Origin of the sequence: Bradyrhizobium sp. BR 1433, assembly GCF_051547665.1 — a bacterium.
GTDB lineage: Bacteria > Pseudomonadota > Alphaproteobacteria > Rhizobiales > Xanthobacteraceae > Bradyrhizobium > Bradyrhizobium australafricanum.
Genome location: NZ_JBPUGG010000001.1, coordinates 3218306 through 3232936, shown reverse-complemented (window position 1 = coordinate 3232936; position 14631 = coordinate 3218306). Strand labels below are relative to the sequence as shown.

The following is a 14631-nucleotide window of genomic DNA, read 5'->3' as shown; positions in this document are numbered from 1 at the left end:
TCACAGACCTGAACCGAGCTCAAGTTCTGCGCAGAGCGTCGGATTCGTTCGCGACAGGTGTTACCGTAGTTGCAGCCGAGAAGACGTGGTGCATCCGAATCGGCGCTGTAACGACGTGGCGATTAATCGCGCGCAGGCCTCGCCTGTAGCCGTCAGGCGCACGGTCTGGTGTTCCCACACGGAGAGCCGCACGAAGCATCTTCAGGGCTTCTGATCTGGCGGCTCACGGCGCTCTGAGTCGGCTGCGCCGTCGCGGCCGTAAACCTCAGCGTGTTCGCGTGGGCAGAAGGTTCGGGGAACGGCCGGCTAAGGTTATTCCATAATGGAATGACATTAGAGCAGAAAATCGTTTGGTTCTCACGCGATGGTGTGCTTCGATATTATAATACAATATATCGTGGTGCATTTAGGAAGGTCGCATGAATAGCCAAGATGTCCTAAGAGGCGCGCGAAAGCTCGGTGCGGCCTTCTCTATGAATGCTCGCTCCCTTCATCGTGCCACGTCGAGCGTAGGCACGACAGCGAGCGCGTGTCGTCTTAACATCTGACTGATGACATACGTCATTGCGAAGGCCTAAGCGGGCGCTCGCGCGGCTGGAGGTCGGGGCGCCAGACCCTGACGGCGTCGGCGCTACAGATGCGCTCAATACCTCCGGTTGCCGCGGCAGTCTTCTTGATCACGCTCGCATTTCAGCATCGTTTTTCCAACCGCAGCCGATAAGGTAATCATGCAAGAAGTGGATATCACGGCACTTCGTGCCGACTGCAACCTCTCTGGAAAGTACTGGGGGAAGACGTTTTCTGCGCTTACGTTGGTGACCTTCAGAGAAAAGGGTGAGGAAGCTGCGAAACGCCTGTGGATGCTGTTATTGGAGCAGCAGCAGAACGACTCCTATCGAGAAGGCTTGCGCAAACTTGGCATCCGGGACGACGAGCCGCCGGCAGTCAAGGCAGCCAAATATCACTACCTATCGAACCAGTTTGCCGGTCTGAAAATGGAGTATATTGAAGAATCACCGAAGAAAGTTTGGATCCGCTACTTGGCGCCGTTGGGGATCTACCCTGGAGTCGCAATGATGGCCATTCCCGGCCCGTTGCGCCGAGCCACTACCATGGGGTGGCACCCCAAGAACGGAAAGCTGATGGGGTGTCCACGCCTTGGGTGGGTTGTGACCAAGATCATGGTGGAAGGCGAGCCGTGCGATGAGGGCTTCTTCATGGAATATGATCATGATCTAGCGCCCGGCGAGGAATGGCGGTTCGAGCCGGCCACTCGTACCCCGGAGTTCGACCCGTCGAAGGCGCCTTGGCTTGATCCAGAGGTCTGGCCCGAGGCGCGAAAGCTGAAAGCGGGGCGGAATTACGCGCGCGCATATGTCAAAACCGCCGTCGATGGCCTGTTCCAGTTATTCGGGCAGCAGACAACATACTTCCTTGTGAGCCAGGTGATGCGCAGCATGGCCATTCAGTTCACCCGCGAACTCAAGCAGGACATGGGCATCGGGGGCACCGACGCGAAGTCCGTGGCGGCCTTCCTTTATGGCCTGCAGTGCGCCTGCGGCCAGGATGTGCAATTAACGGAGTTCGGGCGAGGTCCACCGGATCGTCCTGCGTTCGCACCTGCCGTTCGACATTGATGTAAGCGAGGGTCTACGCGCTGCCAATTTCGAGTTCCCTGTGATGGCGGCGCGCCTGATCAACGGTCGTATTTCCGTCACGCGCGTGCCAGACGGACAGGCTGAGGTCTGGGAAATCCGCGACGCCGGGCGCTGGCTTTGGTGATTTGGCTATTTCAGCGAGTTGTAAAATCGAGAGTGCGGCCGACATGTCTCTGCCCCTTAAAATACAGGACCTTGCAATGATGGTCCTGAAATCAGCGCCAAGCGACCTGCAGGACCGCGTAGAGATTGCTTTAGGCAGGCTTGACGCACTGGAATTTGCGTATGAGACCACCACACTCGGACAGTTGGTTTCGATGCGGGCGCGAACGCACGGTTCCGCAATCGCCATCGACATCTTCGAGCGCGGCGAGCGTGCGACCTATGCCGAGATGGACCGCTGGTCCAACAGCTATGCGCATGCGCTGCGCGCATTCGGCGTGCGCAAGGGCGATCGCGTCGGAGTGATGCTACCCAATCGCATTGAATTCCCAATCCTGTGGTTCGCGCTTGCAAAGCTCGGTGCGATAGTAGCTCCGATCAACATGCGCTACACTCCGAGAGAGGTCGAATACGTTCTAAGCGATACACAAGCGAAATTCGCCATTGTCGACGAATCCGCCGTGGCCTGTATGCTTCGCGATGGACCGTTGGCCGCACGACCTCGCCAAGGAGCGGGTGCTTCTCGTCGGGCAGACTTCCGACGGGGCTGGCGCCACCCTCGAAGCCCTGCTCAAGGGCGTCGACGAGTCACCCGTGGACGATGATGTCCGCCCCGACGATTTGCTGAACGTCCAATACAGTTCAGGGACGACGAGCTTCCCGAAGGGCTGCATGTTGACACACGACTATTGGGGCATCATCTCGTACGTATACGCCTATTTGGACTCTCAACCGTATAAGACGTATCTGTGTTGGTCCCCCTTTTTCTATGGCTTTGGGCTAGTCATTCTTCTGAAGTCATATCGACAGGGGGGCACGTTGTGTGTAGCTCAGCAACTCAGTTCGACCCGACTGCTCAGCTGGGTCAAGCAACATCGGATAGAATGGTGTCCGTTGCCCAATCTGATAGCGACGGCCACTGACGCGCCGGGGTGCCTGAAACGGGTTTCGCAGTACGACGGCTGGAGTCCTGACACGGTACGCCGATTCCGTGAAGGGTTTGGCGTGCGCGCTCTAAATACCTATGGGATGACTGAAGTCGGAATGAGCATACAAATGCCTCCTGACCTCGAAGACATGGACGACTCCGGCGCAATCGGGATGCGCGCCCCATTTCGGGAACTGCGGTTGGTCAACCACGACGGAAGCCCTACGTCGGTCGGTGAAGTCGGCGAGCTGTGGGTGAAAGGCCGTGGGATCTTGAAGGGCTATTGGAATAAACCGGAGGCCAATGCCGCAGCCTTCGAAGGCGAATGGTTCAAGACGGGCGATCTCTTCCGCCGGGACGAGGCTGGCTTCTACTGGCTCATAGGACGTAAAAAGGACATGATCCGGCGTTCGGGAGAGAACATCGCTGCACAGGAGGTCGAATCCGTGATTTCGCGAGATGCCCGAGATCGCGGAAGTTGCTGCGGTACCCGTGCGCGATGCCAAGCGCGGCGAGGAGGTCAAAATCTGCGTGGAGCTAAAGGAAGGCCTCGCTCCAGCCGATCTGCCGGTCGAGCGCATTCTAGAGCATGCTCGCGTGCGCCTGGCCGTATTCAAGGTGCCGCGGTACATCGCCTTCACTCCGGCGCTTCCGCGAACCACCTCAAGCAATAAAGTGATTAAACGTGAGCTGATGAACGTCAGCAATCCGCTTGCCGGCACCTACGACGTTGAGGACAAGTGCTGGCGCTGAAGCCGCTGTTTCTCAGCTGTCATCGCATTGATCCCAATTCTCAAGGACCGTCGTGACCACCGCCAGCGTCATTCAATATCCCGAGATCATTGCCTCCGCCGATCTTCTCGTGGTCGGCGCCGGACCGGCCGGAATCGTGGCCGGTGGCTTCATCTCGGGCGCAGGATAGGCGAATGAGCAAGGCCTCCCAGCGAATCCTGACCGAACGCCCGCCCGAGGCCCAGAACGCCTTCGACTTCAAGACGTCAAAGGCGGTGGAGACGGCGATGGACCTTCTCGATCGAGTTCGGACGGTATGTCTGTCGGCATCGTCGCCGGCGGGGATCTCAAGGAGGTGGCGATGGTCGGCCCGCCCCCGCGGCCGGCCAGCGGCGGCTTTGGCATCATGGTGCGCCCGGCGCGCAAGCCGCTGATCGCGGCGGTCGAAGGCTACGCCGTCGCCGGCGGCTTCGAGATGTGCTTGGCGTGTGATCTGATCGTAGCTGCTGCGGCCCGAAGTTCTGGTACAGCCTCCTGCCGATCAACGGCCTTGTCCGGCTGCCGCGCCGTGCCACTTGGCCGTGGAGGTCGCGTTGATTGGTGCCTTCAAGGAGGCCCGCTCGAAGAAGCGCTCTCAAGCTGGCCGATACGTTGCTGGAGAATGGGCTCTGGCATTGCCGCGGAGCAAGGAACTCCATCCCGCGTGCGAGTTTTCGACCCGAACTGGTCAGTGCTGGACAGGCACGAGCTGCGGCGCGTGTTGGCGCCAAGGTTGTGGTTGCCGACGAAGCCCGCTGAGGATGCCCAGATAGCTATTGGCTTCAAACAGGGAGAATTTGATCAGTGGGCGTTCTGAGGGGATTGAATGTTGTTGAAATCGCGGGACTCGGACCAGGCCCGTTCTGCGGCATGTTGCTCGCCGACCTCGGCGCCGACGTGATCACAGTGGAACGGCCGGACGCCAATGCAGGTCTCACTAGGTCTTCGGAGATATTCAACCGCGGAAAGCGTTCGATCATTCTGGACCTCAAGAAGCCGGAAGCAGTCGACACGGTGTTGCGGCTTGTCGAGCGTTCCGATGTGTTGATCGAAAGCATGCGACCGGGCGTCATGGAGCGGCTTGGCTTGGGCCCGGACGTTTGTCTCGCACGTCGCCCATCGCTCGTCTATGGCCGCATGACCGGTATGGGTCAGTGCGGCCCCCTGTCACAGATTGCGGGGCACGATCCTACCTATCTTGGTTTTTCCGGCGCGCTGTGGTTGGCCACTCAGCCTGGCCAGCGGCCGGAGGCACCCCCGAGCCTGCTGGGTGACATCGGCGGCGGCGCGCTTTATCTCGCCGTTGGAATTCTCGCGGGCGTTTTGCGCGCGCACCAGGACGGACTTGGGCAAGTAGTGGATGCGGCGATGTGTGACGGCTCCGCGCACATGCTCAACTTGATGCTTTCGATCATCCCTAATCGCGGCGGAAACTTTGAGCTCGGCAGGCCGGCCTCCGACGCCCGGCACTTTGTACGCTCCTATCGCTGCTCCGACGGCGAGTGGATTAATATATGCCCGGTCGAGGCGAAGTTCTACGTGGAGCTCATCAAGCGGCTCGGCCTTGATCATGATAAGCGCTTTGTCGAGGGCTTGGAGAATCCGAAGGCTTGGCCAACTCTTTCGGAGGAACTTGCAGCGCTGTTCGCGAGCAAGACGCGCACCCAATGGTGCGAATTGCTAGAAGGTACCGACGCCTGTTTCGCTCCCGTGCTGTCTCCGCCGGAGGCCGCTGTCCACCCGCACAACGTCGCGCGGGGTGTCTATACGACCATCGACGGCATATTACAGGCTGCGCCGGCACCGCGCTTCTCAGCCACACCATCGGCCGAACCAACTCGCGTGCCAGTGCGTGGAGCCCATACGCACGAAGTGCTTTCCGAGCTCGAGATTAATTCGGACTAAGTGGATCGCGGAGGATCGAACGGACATGCACGCCTCTGACGTCAAAAGCTCGAGCGGTGTTGGTGCGAAGTGTTGTAGAAAGCGGATTGATCACGGTTGCCGCCGCGCGGCAATTCGACATGACGTCGAAGACGGTCGCCAAGCGGCTGCGGGATCGTTCCATTCATCGCCGAATCAAACTCTGTGGCCGCAGGTGCCGCAGCCGAGGCGTTGCGCCGACAGCGCTACGCGGGCAGCAGATCGCCGCCGAAGTCGGGATATCGCCGGCGACCTTCAGCCGTATCCTGCGTCGGCTCGGCCTGAACAGGCTCGCCGCGCTGGCGCCGGCCGAGCCGATGCGCCTCAATGAGCGCCAGCATCCGGCGAACTGATCCGCTTCAATCAAAAAGCTCGGCAAGTTAAATCGGATCGGTCATCCCATCACTGGCGATTAGACCGGTCAGAGCAACGTACGCGACCCGTGGCTAGGGCTCGGGTTGGGAGCATGTGCATGTTTGTATCGATGATGCATCCCGCGTCGCCATTGTACGACGAAGACCGCCTGATTGACGCATGCGCGCGGGCACAGTGAGCTCTATGATGGCGTTGAGTGAAGGTCAGGCGGCCTGTTGACCGGCGGGGTTGTCGACTTGGCGCAGGAGCTTCCATTCCCAGAGCAGCAGTTCGTGCAGGCGCGACGCGGGAAGATCGGCGATCCGGGCGAGGACCTCGGCGAGCCAGGCCTTGGGATCGACGTCGTTGAGGCGACAGGTCGTGATCATCGTCAGCATGATGGCGGCACGGTCGGCGCCACGCTGGCTACCAGCGAAGGTCCAGTTGCGCCTTCCCAAGGCGATGCCTCTCAATGCGCGCTCAGCGCAATTGTTGGTCAAGCAGATCCTGCCATCGTCGAGGAAGCGGCCGAAGTCGTCCCAGCGCCTGAGCATGTAATTCATAGGCTTCAGGACCTCGGAGGAGCGCGAGAGGGTTTCGCGCTCGCGCAGCAACCAGGCGTGCATGTCGTCGAGAAGCAGCTTGCTCTGTTCCTGGCGCACGGCGCGCCGCTCGTCGGCGCCACGGCCGTTGATGGCGCGCTCGATCTCGAACGACGCGTCCAGCCGCCTGACGGCCTCCAGCGCGATCGGGGAGACCGGTTTGCCCCTCTTGCCTTCCCGAGCATTTTTCTCGATGTCAGCCAGCTCGAAGAAGCCCCGCCGCGCATGGGCAAAACAAAGCGCCGGCGTAACCGGCAGTGCCTTCTTCTGCGGGTCGAACAGCGGCTCGAAGCCGCTGTAACAGTCGCACTGCAGGATACCGGCGAAGGTGGCCAGATGCTTCTGGGGATGCTCGCCCCGTCGGTCGCTCGAGGCGTAATAGACCGCCGCCGGCGGCGCAGGCGCGGCGAAGGGCCGATCATCCCGCACATAATGAGATGGACGGTCCCCGCCCTGATAAGCTGCGAAAGAACCCCAAGGAGGACAAGCTATGGGTATGACCACAATCGGGCTTGATATCTCGAAGAGCTGGTTCCAAATCCACTGGATTACGGCGGATGGAGAAATTATCCGCAAGAAGCTCGCTCGCGGGAAGGTTCTCGGTTTCTTTTCACGGCTTCCAAGTTGTCTCGTTGGTCTTGAGGCTTGCGGCAGCGCTCATCATTGGGCTCGTGAACTAATAAAGCTGGGACACAAAGCGCGTCTTATGCCAGCACGCTACGTACGAGCCTACGTGAAGACAAACAAGCACGATGCTGCTGATGCGGAGGCTTGCTGGGAAGCCGTCCAACGGCCTGGCATGCGCTTTGTCCCTGTAAAGACCGTCGAACAGCAGGGAATTTTAATGCTCCATCGCACGCGGGATTTGCTTATTCGACAGCGCACAGGCGCGATAAATGCTCTGCGTGGTCATTTGGGCGAGTTGGGGATCGTGACCGGGAAGGGAAAAGCAAGCGCAAGAGAGCTCATGGCACTCGTGGACGCTGACGAGCGTATCCCACAGAGCGCGCGTAGCGCCCTTTCAATCCTTGTCGATCAGATCGAAGATCTTGAGCTACACATTGAAAGCCAGGAGAAGATGATCCTCGCAACTGCCAAAGACAATGAAGTCTGTCGGCGTCTCATGAAGGTGGCGGGCATCGGCCGATTTGCTGCTACCGCCCTGGCGGCGTCTGTCGATCATCCACAACAGTTCGCTTCAGCAAGGCATTTCGCTGCCTGGCTTGGATTAGTACCGAAGCAGCATTCGACCGGGGGTAAAGAGCGTTTGGGCGGTATCAGCAAGCGCGGCGACGGCTACATTCGTAAGCTGCTAATACATGGCGCCCGAGCGGCCGTTCATCGCGTCCGTATCCATCAGGTCACAAATGCCTGGATAGCAGAGCTGCTCGGCAGGCGTCCCTTCAACGTCGTGACGGTGGCGCTCGCTCACAAAACTGCACGGATCGCTTGGGCGATCATGGCCAATGGTGAAGAGTACCGCGCGCAAGTATAACTCGAACGTGGTTCCGTTTGCGAGGGCAAAAGCGGAGTGATGGCATCCGGTCGGACCGGGGTCGGCCGAGCCCGTTGGACCTATCGAGCTTCAGAGCTCGCCAACATAATTGGGCGCCGATCCGCGGATCTCATCAAGGCTCGTGGCATTGCCATAAAGCCGGATAGATAGCTGCAAACGATCGTTAGCCGGAATAAAGCAAATGGCCTTGCAAAGCGGGGACCGTCCAGATCCGCCCAGCCGTGCACTTGCCCTTGGCCAGGATACGGATGGTGGTGTCATCGCCATGCAGGCGCTCGGCAGCGAGCACATGGCGTTCGATGAGGTGGAAGAGCGGCATGACGGCGAAGGTCCCGTGGCCGACCTGGTCGGCCAGCGTCGACAATGGCAGGTCGATCCCCTCGCTCTTGAAGCGCACACTCTGGCGGTTGAGCGGGATATGCATGCCGAACTTGTCGAACAGGATGGTCGCCAGCAATTGTGGACCGATGAAGCCGCGCGGCGTGGCATGGAACGGCGCAGGCGGCTGACTGATCGTCTCGCAATCGCGGCAGGTGAACTTCTCGCGTACCGTCTCGATGACCTTGAAGCGGCGCGGGATCTCCTCCAGCGTCTTGGTCACATCCTCGCCGACCTTCGCCAGTTGCGATCCACCGCAGCAGGCGCAGGTCACCGGAGCCTCAATGACCACGCGCTCGCGTTCGATGTCGTCCGGCCATGGTTTGCGTACCGGCCGCTTGCGCATGAAGGGGCGGACGTTCTGCGTCTTCGCCGCTGCGGCCTGTGCGGCAAGCTCATCCTCGCTCGCTGTGGTAACAAGCTCTTCCAGCTCCAGCTCCAACTGCTCGAGCAGCCGTACCGTGCGCTCGGAGCGCTGCCCGTGCAGCTCGCGTTTGAGCTTCTCGATTCGCAGCTCGAGATGCGCGATCCGCGCCTCGTTGTCCGACAGCTCCGCCAGAGCACTGGCAGCCACCGCCTCGGCTCGCAGCCGCGCCTCACGCTCGGCCTGCAGCGCCGCCAGGGCACTCAAGGTCCGATGGAAGATCGTCCGGCTTCGATATCATGAAGCCATTGAATCAGATCGAGCCGCAGATTCAAACCGTAAAACAGCTATCCGACCCGCGTCGGACGTTGGGTTTCTTGAGGGTTGCGCCAATCGATCTCGGACAGCAGATAGCTCAACTGCGCCGGAGAGATCGTTACCGATTCAACGGCAACCGATGGCCAGATGAACTTTCCTCTCTCGAGTCTTTTTGTGAACAAGCAGGCTCCCTGGCCATCGTGCCAGATCGCCTTCACAAGATCGCTGCGGCGGCCGCGGAAGACGAACAGATGACCGCTGAACGGTTATGTTGCGTGCAACATAACCGCACTTATGTGTCGGACGAGATTATGTGGCCGAGGCGCCCTAACGCCAGCCAGGGCCGGCCACGGCTGGATTCCTCCGCCACATAATATTTTGTGCCCCTCGTGCGGACGCGGGATCCCCCTGCGTCGTAACGCCGGAGGGGCACAATGCTCGAGTTCTATTTTTCGTACCGTGGGGTGCTTAAACGCCTTCGTGACGGGGCGCTCGGCGCCGAGATGGATCGCATCGCGGGGCACTTTTTCTCGCTCGGTTACAAGCAAGCATCCGCTAAGCTTTATCTGAGCCGGATCGCGCGGTTCGGCCGTTTTGCTGCAGCACATTGCGGTTCACGGCCGATCGGCGAAGCTATCGTCGATAGCTATCTATGCACATTCACCACGGACTTACCGCGGATTGCGGCAGTGTCTGCGCTCCAACACGCGCGACGGGTGGCGCCCGACCGATTTATTGCTTCGACGTCCATTGTAGTCGATGATCCGGACGCTCCGCTTTTGCGCTCCTTTTCTGACTATCTGAGCAGGGTACGAGGCCTTGAGCCAAGGTCCCGCGATGGCGTTCTCTTGGGCGCACGGCGCTTTCTGGATTGGCTCCGCCATCGCCATCCTGGCCAAGGCCTCGAGGCGTTGACGGCAGAGCATGTCCTTGCCGCTGTCGAGTATCGGCTGTCGCTCTCGGCGACCTCCGGCACTCGCACGGCGGCGATCTCTCACATCCGAACGTTTCTCCACTTTCTGCATTGGGGTGGCCACCACGAGCAGGATCTGGCTCCCATCGTTCCAAGAACGCCATATTGGCGACTGGCCCATTTACCGCCCCGGCTTTCGTGGGATGATGTTCGCCGCGCCATCGATGCGATCGGCAAGGCGACGCCGATCGACCTTCGCGATCGAGCTGTCCTGTTGTTGCTCGCCACCACAGGCATTCGCAACGGCGAGCTACGCGCTCTTCAGCTCCGGGATATCGGCTGGCGAGCTGGCGAGGTTTTTGTCCGGCGCACCAAGGGCAAGCGTGACCGAGTGGCCCCGCTCATCGAGGAGACCGGCGCCGCGCTCGCCGACTACATCCTGCGGGCTCGACCGAAGGTCGATAGTCAGCATCTGTTCCTGTCCTTCACGCCGCCCGTGGGATCATTCAAGTACGCGTCGTCTGTTTCGAGGATCGTGCGGAAGCGATTGCAGCATGGTGGGATCGAGCTCGGTCGCGCCGGAGGCGCACATCTCCTGCGCCACAGTCTAGCCACCCAGCTCGTGGGGCGACGAAGGCCGATCAACGAGGTCGCCGATCTTCTAGGGCACCGAAGCATCGACACAACGGCGCTGTACGTGAAGGTCGCGGCCTCGCAGCTCGCTGAGGTCGCGCTCCCCTTTCCGGGAGGCGCCGCATGACCGCCTTCGCCGCATTCCTCGACGACAAGGTCGAGCGCTACATCGAGCTGCGCCGCTCCCTCGGCTACGCCTTCAACAAGCAAGCCGGCACGCTGCGGGCTTTCGTTCGCTACGTCGAGCGATCTCAGCTGGGTGCGCCCGCCACCCGGACGATGGCGCTGGACTTCGTCCTGTCGTTCGGTGGCGCCGCCGACAGCCGCGCGGTCCGTCACGGCGTGCTCCGCCGATTCTACGAGTACCTGGTCGTCTACGACCCCCAGACCGAGGTCTTGGAGCGCAAAGCTTTCCCGCGGTCCAGGGCGATTCCGCCGCCGCGCATCCTAAGTGAGGCTGAGCCGACGTCGCTTATCGACGCATGCAGCTTCATTTCGCCAGGGAACCCTCTCAGGGGCCGCACGATGGCGACGCTAATCGGATTGTTGGCCAGCACGGGATTACGATCGGGCGAAGTGGTCAGCCTTGATCGCGGCGACGTCGATCTGACCAACGGGGTCGTCCTCGTCCGTAAAACCAAGTTCCGTAAAGACCGCCTGATTCCTGTTCACCCAACGACCCAGGCAGCCCTTCGTCGATACGTCCGTGAGCGCGACACCGTGTTTCCCAGGCCCAAAGGCGAGGCCTTCTTCCTCAGCTCGCGAGGCTGCCGTCTGTCGGCGACCGGCCTGCAAAGCAACTTCGCTAAGGCCCGCAAGCTCGCGGGTCTTGACAATGGCAAGCCTCTGCGACCGCACATCTCCGGCACCGGTTCGCGGTGACCAGGCTCGGGCTGTGGCACCAACAGCGCGCAGACGTCCAAGCGCTGCTGCCCTTACTCGCCACCTACCTCGGCCACGCCAACTATAGCGACACAGCCTACTACCTCACCGGCTCGTCGGATCTCCTCGCCATCGCGGCTGAGCGCGCCTTCCTCGACGGAGGCGCGGCATGAACGAACACCTCCTGCTGGCGCCGCTCCTGGAGTCGTACTTTCGTCGCCGGTTGACCGCAGCCAAGCTGCGCTTCGTCGACGCCTGTATCGAAGACGTTGACTTCGCGTCCCGCCGCGGCCTTGACCGGGGCAACACCCTGCAGCTGGCGCAAGGCGCCTGGCTGAAAGCCCATGAGAACTTCATCATCACCGGCCTGAGCGGGACTGGCAAAACCTGGTTGGCATGTGCCTTCGGACGCCAGGCGGCCAGGCTCGATCATTCCGTCCTTTATTTGCGTATGCCGCGCCTGTTCGAAGACCTCGCCATGGCCCGTCTCGATGGTCGCTTCCCGCGCCTCATCGATAAGCTTGCACGTGTCCAGTTGCTCATCCTCGACGATTGGGGCACCCACACCCTCAATGACCAGCAGCGCCTTGATCTTCTCGAAATCTTCGAAGAGCGCTACAGGCGCAAATCGACCTTGATTACCGCTCAGCTGCCCGTTGCCCAATGGCACGACATGATCGGCGAGCCAACCATCGCAGATGCTATCCTCGACCGGATCATCCACAACTCCCACCGTATCGCCCTCGAAGGCGACAGCATGCGAAGGAAAAAAGCCGCGCGCCCCTTGACCGACGTCGAAAACAGCGAAACGAATACCAACTGACTTCAACAACCAGGCAACCAAAAGCCAGCGCCGCCACGCTGTCCGCGATTTAGCGAAACTGCTGTCCGTCAGTTAGCGAAACCGCTGTCCCGTTTTTGCGAAATACGCAAATGGACGGCGCTTCCGCATCCTCAACATCGTCGACGATGTCACCAAGGAATGTCTGGGCGCCATTCCTGACACATCGATCTCGGGCCGGCGTGTGGCGCGGGAACTGACGATGATTGTCGCCCGCCGCGGCAAACCCGGCCTGATCGTCTCCGACAACGGCACCGAGCTCACCTGCAACGCCATGCTCGCCTGGTGCAAGGAAACCGGCATCGACTGGCACTTCATCGCACCGGGCAAACCGATGCAGAACGGCTTCGTCGAGAGCTTTAACGGCCGGATGCGCGACGAGCTCCTCAATGAGACGCTGTTCTTCGGTCTCGACGACACCAGGGCCAAACTCGCGGCATGGGTCGCCGACTACAATGGCGAACGCCCCCATTCCTCGCTGCAATACCTCACGCCCGCGGCCTACGCCGCCTCTCTCACCGCAACGGACGCTCGGCTGCGCAACCCCGACCAGCTCCGCCGATCGCCCGTTGCTTCCACCGCGCCGCAAGGCGTACAACCCCCCAGACTCTAACTGCCGCTGGATGAAAATTCAGGGGCAGGTCAGATCGCACCGGCATATGTGAAGCCGTTTGTGAAGCGGCAGAAGAACGACATGGCCGATGTGGAGGCGATCTGCGAAGCGGCGGAGCGTCCGACCATGAGGTGCGCGGCGGCGATCAGGGTGAGACTCTGCATTGCCTCGCCCTAATTGTTACCGGATGCTGAGCCGTTGCCTCACGTAAATTGCTACCTTGGATCGGGAACGAGCGGGGGCGAAGATGGGGTGGCTAAGCATGGCAACGCGGAAGGAACTGACGGCGGCAGCAGGCGCGCGCTATCGGCGTTCGGATCGCGCGAAGAAGGCGCGGATACTGGACGAGTTCGTCGACATCACCGGATTCCATCGCAAGCATGCGATGCGACTACTTCGAGGTCAGGAAGACGCACGCCAAGGCCGACGGGCGCGACGTCGAGTCTATAATGAGGCAGAATACAACGCGCTCGTGCTCCTTTGGGAGGCGTCAGACCGGATCTGCGGGAAGCGGCTAAAGGCGTTAATGCCTGCGCTGATTGAGGCGATGGAACGGCACGGCCACCTCGACCTAGCCCCCGAGATCCGCGACAAACTTTTGGCGATGAGCGCTGCGACGATCGACCGCGCATTGGTGCGGGTCCGAGAAGAATTAGGTCGCAAGCGCCGGCGGCACGCGGCGCACTCATTGCGTCGCAGTGTTCCAATAAGGACGTTGGCAGATTGGAATGATCCGGCGCCGGGATTCGCCGAGGCCGACCTTGTAGCGCATAGCGGTCCATCGGCGCGCGGCAGCTTCATCCAGACCCTCGTGCTCACCGACATTGCTACCGGCTGGACGGAGTGCGCCCCTCTGATCGTGCGCGAACAGACGCTGTTGAGTACGGTGTTGACGGAATTGCGCAAACAATTGCCTTTTGCGCTGCTCGGCCTCGATACGGACAACGACACCGTATTTATGAACGAGACGCTGAAGGCCTACTGCGATGCGGGCAACATCGTCTTCACGCGTTGCCGGCCCTACCGCAAGAACGACCAGGCGTTCGTCGAGCAGAAGAACGGCGCGGTCGTGCGCAGGATGATCGGCTATCGTCGGTTCGAGGGCCTGGAGGCGGCTACACTGCTGGCTGAACTCTACCGATCGGCGCGGCTGTTCGTGAACTTCTTCCAACCCTCGTTCAAATTGATAGCCAAGCAGCGCGACGGTGCGCGTGTGCGCAAGACATACAGCGCGCCGGCAACACCACACCAGCGCTTAGCCGCCGACGCCCGCACGCCCGACGCGGTTCGCGCCCAACTCCAAGAAATCTATGCCGCTCTCGACCCGGTCGCGTTGTTGCGCGATATCCGCGGCGCGCAGGAAGGCCTCGCGGCGCTCGCGGATACACAGCAAATCGCCCATCCTGCTGCGGCAACGCAATCGATCGATCTCTTTCTGGCAAGCCTACGAAACGCCTGGAAGGACGGAGCTATGCGACCGACGGATCGGCCAATCGTGAAAGCGAAAAGAGGCCGGCGCCGTCCCGACCCGCTCATCAGGGCAACGCCAGATTTGCGAAAATGGTTTGAGGTCGAGCCCTGGCGGACTGGCAGCGAACTGCTCTCTCGGTGGAGCCTATCCGAACAAGCTTCTTCGAACGCTTCAACGTCGACTTAAATCCTGGCGCAGCGAGCAAGCGAATGCGTTACTGTTCGTTCCTACGGAGAAAACGCCGCCGGGGTATGAGGTCACAACACCCCAATGATGTGCCAGGTGCCAGCGGAGGAGGCCGGGC

The 14631-nt window shown here is 60.8% G+C and carries 12 protein-coding genes and 6 pseudogenes; 13 read left to right on the top strand and 5 right to left on the bottom strand.

Annotated features, from left to right (window positions below):
- The first annotated feature begins 728 nt into the window (after nucleotides 1–728).
- On the top strand, nucleotides 729–1637 hold the full coding sequence (locus ACSKB9_RS15945) for a hypothetical protein (protein WP_438074189.1): 909 nt from the start codon (nucleotides 729–731) through the stop codon (nucleotides 1635–1637).
- A 13-nt stretch (nucleotides 1638–1650) separates the two neighbouring features.
- Here the strand turns inward: ACSKB9_RS15945 and ACSKB9_RS15940 are convergent, their stop codons facing one another.
- The gene (locus ACSKB9_RS15940) at nucleotides 1651–1827 is read right to left on the bottom strand and encodes a hypothetical protein (protein WP_438074188.1); all 177 of its coding nucleotides are present in this window, start codon (nucleotides 1825–1827) and stop codon (nucleotides 1651–1653) included.
- A gap of 31 nt (nucleotides 1828–1858) precedes the next feature.
- On the opposite strand from ACSKB9_RS15940, the gene ACSKB9_RS15935 reads away from it, so the two are divergent.
- From ACSKB9_RS15935 to ACSKB9_RS15910, 6 genes and pseudogenes are all read left to right on the top strand, one after another.
- Nucleotides 1859–2425, top strand: coding sequence for an AMP-binding protein (locus ACSKB9_RS15935; RefSeq protein WP_438074187.1), 567 nt, complete (start codon nucleotides 1859–1861; stop codon nucleotides 2423–2425).
- Nucleotides 2337–2975, top strand: a pseudogene (locus tag ACSKB9_RS15930) (AMP-binding protein); the annotation flags it as partial. The gene ACSKB9_RS15935 and the pseudogene ACSKB9_RS15930, both read left to right, overlap by 89 nt.
- Nucleotides 2976–3207: 232 nt before the next feature.
- A complete protein-coding gene (locus ACSKB9_RS15925; protein ID WP_438074186.1) occupies nucleotides 3208–3501 on the top strand; it encodes an AMP-binding enzyme in 294 nt (97 codons plus the stop codon).
- Nucleotides 3502–3796: 295 nt separating this feature from the next.
- Nucleotides 3797–4336 carry an enoyl-CoA hydratase-related protein gene (locus ACSKB9_RS15920; RefSeq protein WP_438074185.1) on the top strand — a complete coding sequence of 180 codons (540 nt, stop codon included), beginning with the start codon at nucleotides 3797–3799 and terminating at the stop codon, nucleotides 4334–4336.
- A complete protein-coding gene (locus tag ACSKB9_RS15915; RefSeq protein WP_438074184.1) occupies nucleotides 4324–5424 on the top strand; it encodes a CaiB/BaiF CoA transferase family protein in 1101 nt (366 codons plus the stop codon). Before ACSKB9_RS15920 ends, ACSKB9_RS15915 begins: the two co-directional genes overlap by 13 nt.
- An 86-nt stretch (nucleotides 5425–5510) precedes the next feature.
- Entirely contained in the window at nucleotides 5511–5795 is a 285-nt protein-coding gene (locus tag ACSKB9_RS15910; protein WP_438074183.1) for a hypothetical protein, read from the top strand.
- A gap of 225 nt (nucleotides 5796–6020) precedes the next feature.
- Here the strand turns inward: ACSKB9_RS15910 and tnpC are convergent.
- Nucleotides 6021–6830, bottom strand: a pseudogene (gene tnpC / locus ACSKB9_RS15905) (IS66 family transposase); the annotation flags it as partial.
- 58 nt (nucleotides 6831–6888) lie between these two features.
- Between tnpC and ACSKB9_RS15900 the strand changes: the two are divergent.
- Nucleotides 6889–7893 carry an IS110 family transposase gene (locus ACSKB9_RS15900; RefSeq protein WP_438074182.1) on the top strand — a complete coding sequence of 335 codons (1005 nt, stop codon included), beginning with the start codon at nucleotides 6889–6891 and terminating at the stop codon, nucleotides 7891–7893.
- A gap of 223 nt (nucleotides 7894–8116) precedes the next feature.
- On the opposite strand, the pseudogene ACSKB9_RS15895 reads toward ACSKB9_RS15900, so the two are convergent.
- A pseudogene (locus ACSKB9_RS15895) lies at nucleotides 8117–8957 on the bottom strand (IS66 family transposase); the annotation flags it as partial.
- Between the two features lie 46 nt (nucleotides 8958–9003).
- Nucleotides 9004–9228 (bottom strand): annotated as a pseudogene (tnpB, locus tag ACSKB9_RS15890) (IS66 family insertion sequence element accessory protein TnpB); the annotation flags it as partial.
- Nucleotides 9229–9408: 180 nt separating this feature from the next.
- On the opposite strand from tnpB, the gene ACSKB9_RS15885 reads away from it, so the two are divergent.
- The 4 genes and pseudogenes from ACSKB9_RS15885 to ACSKB9_RS15870 all read left to right on the top strand — a co-directional run.
- Nucleotides 9409–10647, top strand: a complete 1239-nt coding sequence (locus tag ACSKB9_RS15885; RefSeq protein ID WP_438074181.1) for a tyrosine-type recombinase/integrase — start codon at nucleotides 9409–9411, stop codon at nucleotides 10645–10647.
- On the top strand, nucleotides 10644–11402 hold the full coding sequence (locus ACSKB9_RS15880) for a tyrosine-type recombinase/integrase (protein ID WP_438074180.1): 759 nt from the start codon (nucleotides 10644–10646) through the stop codon (nucleotides 11400–11402). Before ACSKB9_RS15885 ends, ACSKB9_RS15880 begins: the two co-directional genes overlap by 4 nt.
- A 169-nt stretch (nucleotides 11403–11571) precedes the next feature.
- A complete protein-coding gene (gene istB / locus ACSKB9_RS15875; RefSeq protein WP_438074179.1) occupies nucleotides 11572–12225 on the top strand; it encodes an IS21-like element helper ATPase IstB in 654 nt (217 codons plus the stop codon).
- Nucleotides 12226–12316: 91 nt separating this feature from the next.
- Nucleotides 12317–12856, top strand: a pseudogene (locus ACSKB9_RS15870) (integrase core domain-containing protein); the annotation flags it as partial.
- A gap of 29 nt (nucleotides 12857–12885) precedes the next feature.
- On the opposite strand, the gene ACSKB9_RS15865 reads toward ACSKB9_RS15870, so the two are convergent.
- Nucleotides 12886–13020 (bottom strand): hypothetical protein, encoded by a 135-nt coding sequence (locus tag ACSKB9_RS15865; RefSeq protein WP_438074178.1) that lies wholly within the window; start codon nucleotides 13018–13020, stop codon nucleotides 12886–12888.
- Between the two features lie 83 nt (nucleotides 13021–13103).
- Between ACSKB9_RS15865 and ACSKB9_RS15860 the strand changes: the two are divergent.
- Nucleotides 13104–14601, top strand: a pseudogene (locus ACSKB9_RS15860) (ISNCY family transposase).
- Nucleotides 14602–14631: the final 30 nt, after the last annotated feature.

What these genes read in the sequence shown, in the direction of transcription:
- ACSKB9_RS15885 (WP_438074181.1), top strand. Translation starts at nt 9,409, where the DNA reads ATGCTCGAGTTCTATTTTTCGTACCGTGGGGTGCTTAAACGCCTTCGT.
- ACSKB9_RS15940 (WP_438074188.1), bottom strand. Translation starts at nt 1,827, where the DNA reads ATGTCGGCCGCACTCTCGATTTTACAACTCGCTGAAATAGCCAAATCA.
- ACSKB9_RS15925 (WP_438074186.1), top strand. Translation starts at nt 3,208, where the DNA reads ATGCCCGAGATCGCGGAAGTTGCTGCGGTACCCGTGCGCGATGCCAAG.
- ACSKB9_RS15935 (WP_438074187.1), top strand. Translation starts at nt 1,859, where the DNA reads ATGATGGTCCTGAAATCAGCGCCAAGCGACCTGCAGGACCGCGTAGAG.
- ACSKB9_RS15945 (WP_438074189.1), top strand. Translation starts at nt 729, where the DNA reads ATGCAAGAAGTGGATATCACGGCACTTCGTGCCGACTGCAACCTCTCT.
- ACSKB9_RS15880 (WP_438074180.1), top strand. Translation starts at nt 10,644, where the DNA reads ATGACCGCCTTCGCCGCATTCCTCGACGACAAGGTCGAGCGCTACATC.
- istB (WP_438074179.1), top strand. Translation starts at nt 11,572, where the DNA reads ATGAACGAACACCTCCTGCTGGCGCCGCTCCTGGAGTCGTACTTTCGT.
- ACSKB9_RS15865 (WP_438074178.1), bottom strand. Translation starts at nt 13,020, where the DNA reads ATGCAGAGTCTCACCCTGATCGCCGCCGCGCACCTCATGGTCGGACGC.
- ACSKB9_RS15920 (WP_438074185.1), top strand. Translation starts at nt 3,797, where the DNA reads ATGTCTGTCGGCATCGTCGCCGGCGGGGATCTCAAGGAGGTGGCGATG.
- ACSKB9_RS15900 (WP_438074182.1), top strand. Translation starts at nt 6,889, where the DNA reads ATGGGTATGACCACAATCGGGCTTGATATCTCGAAGAGCTGGTTCCAA.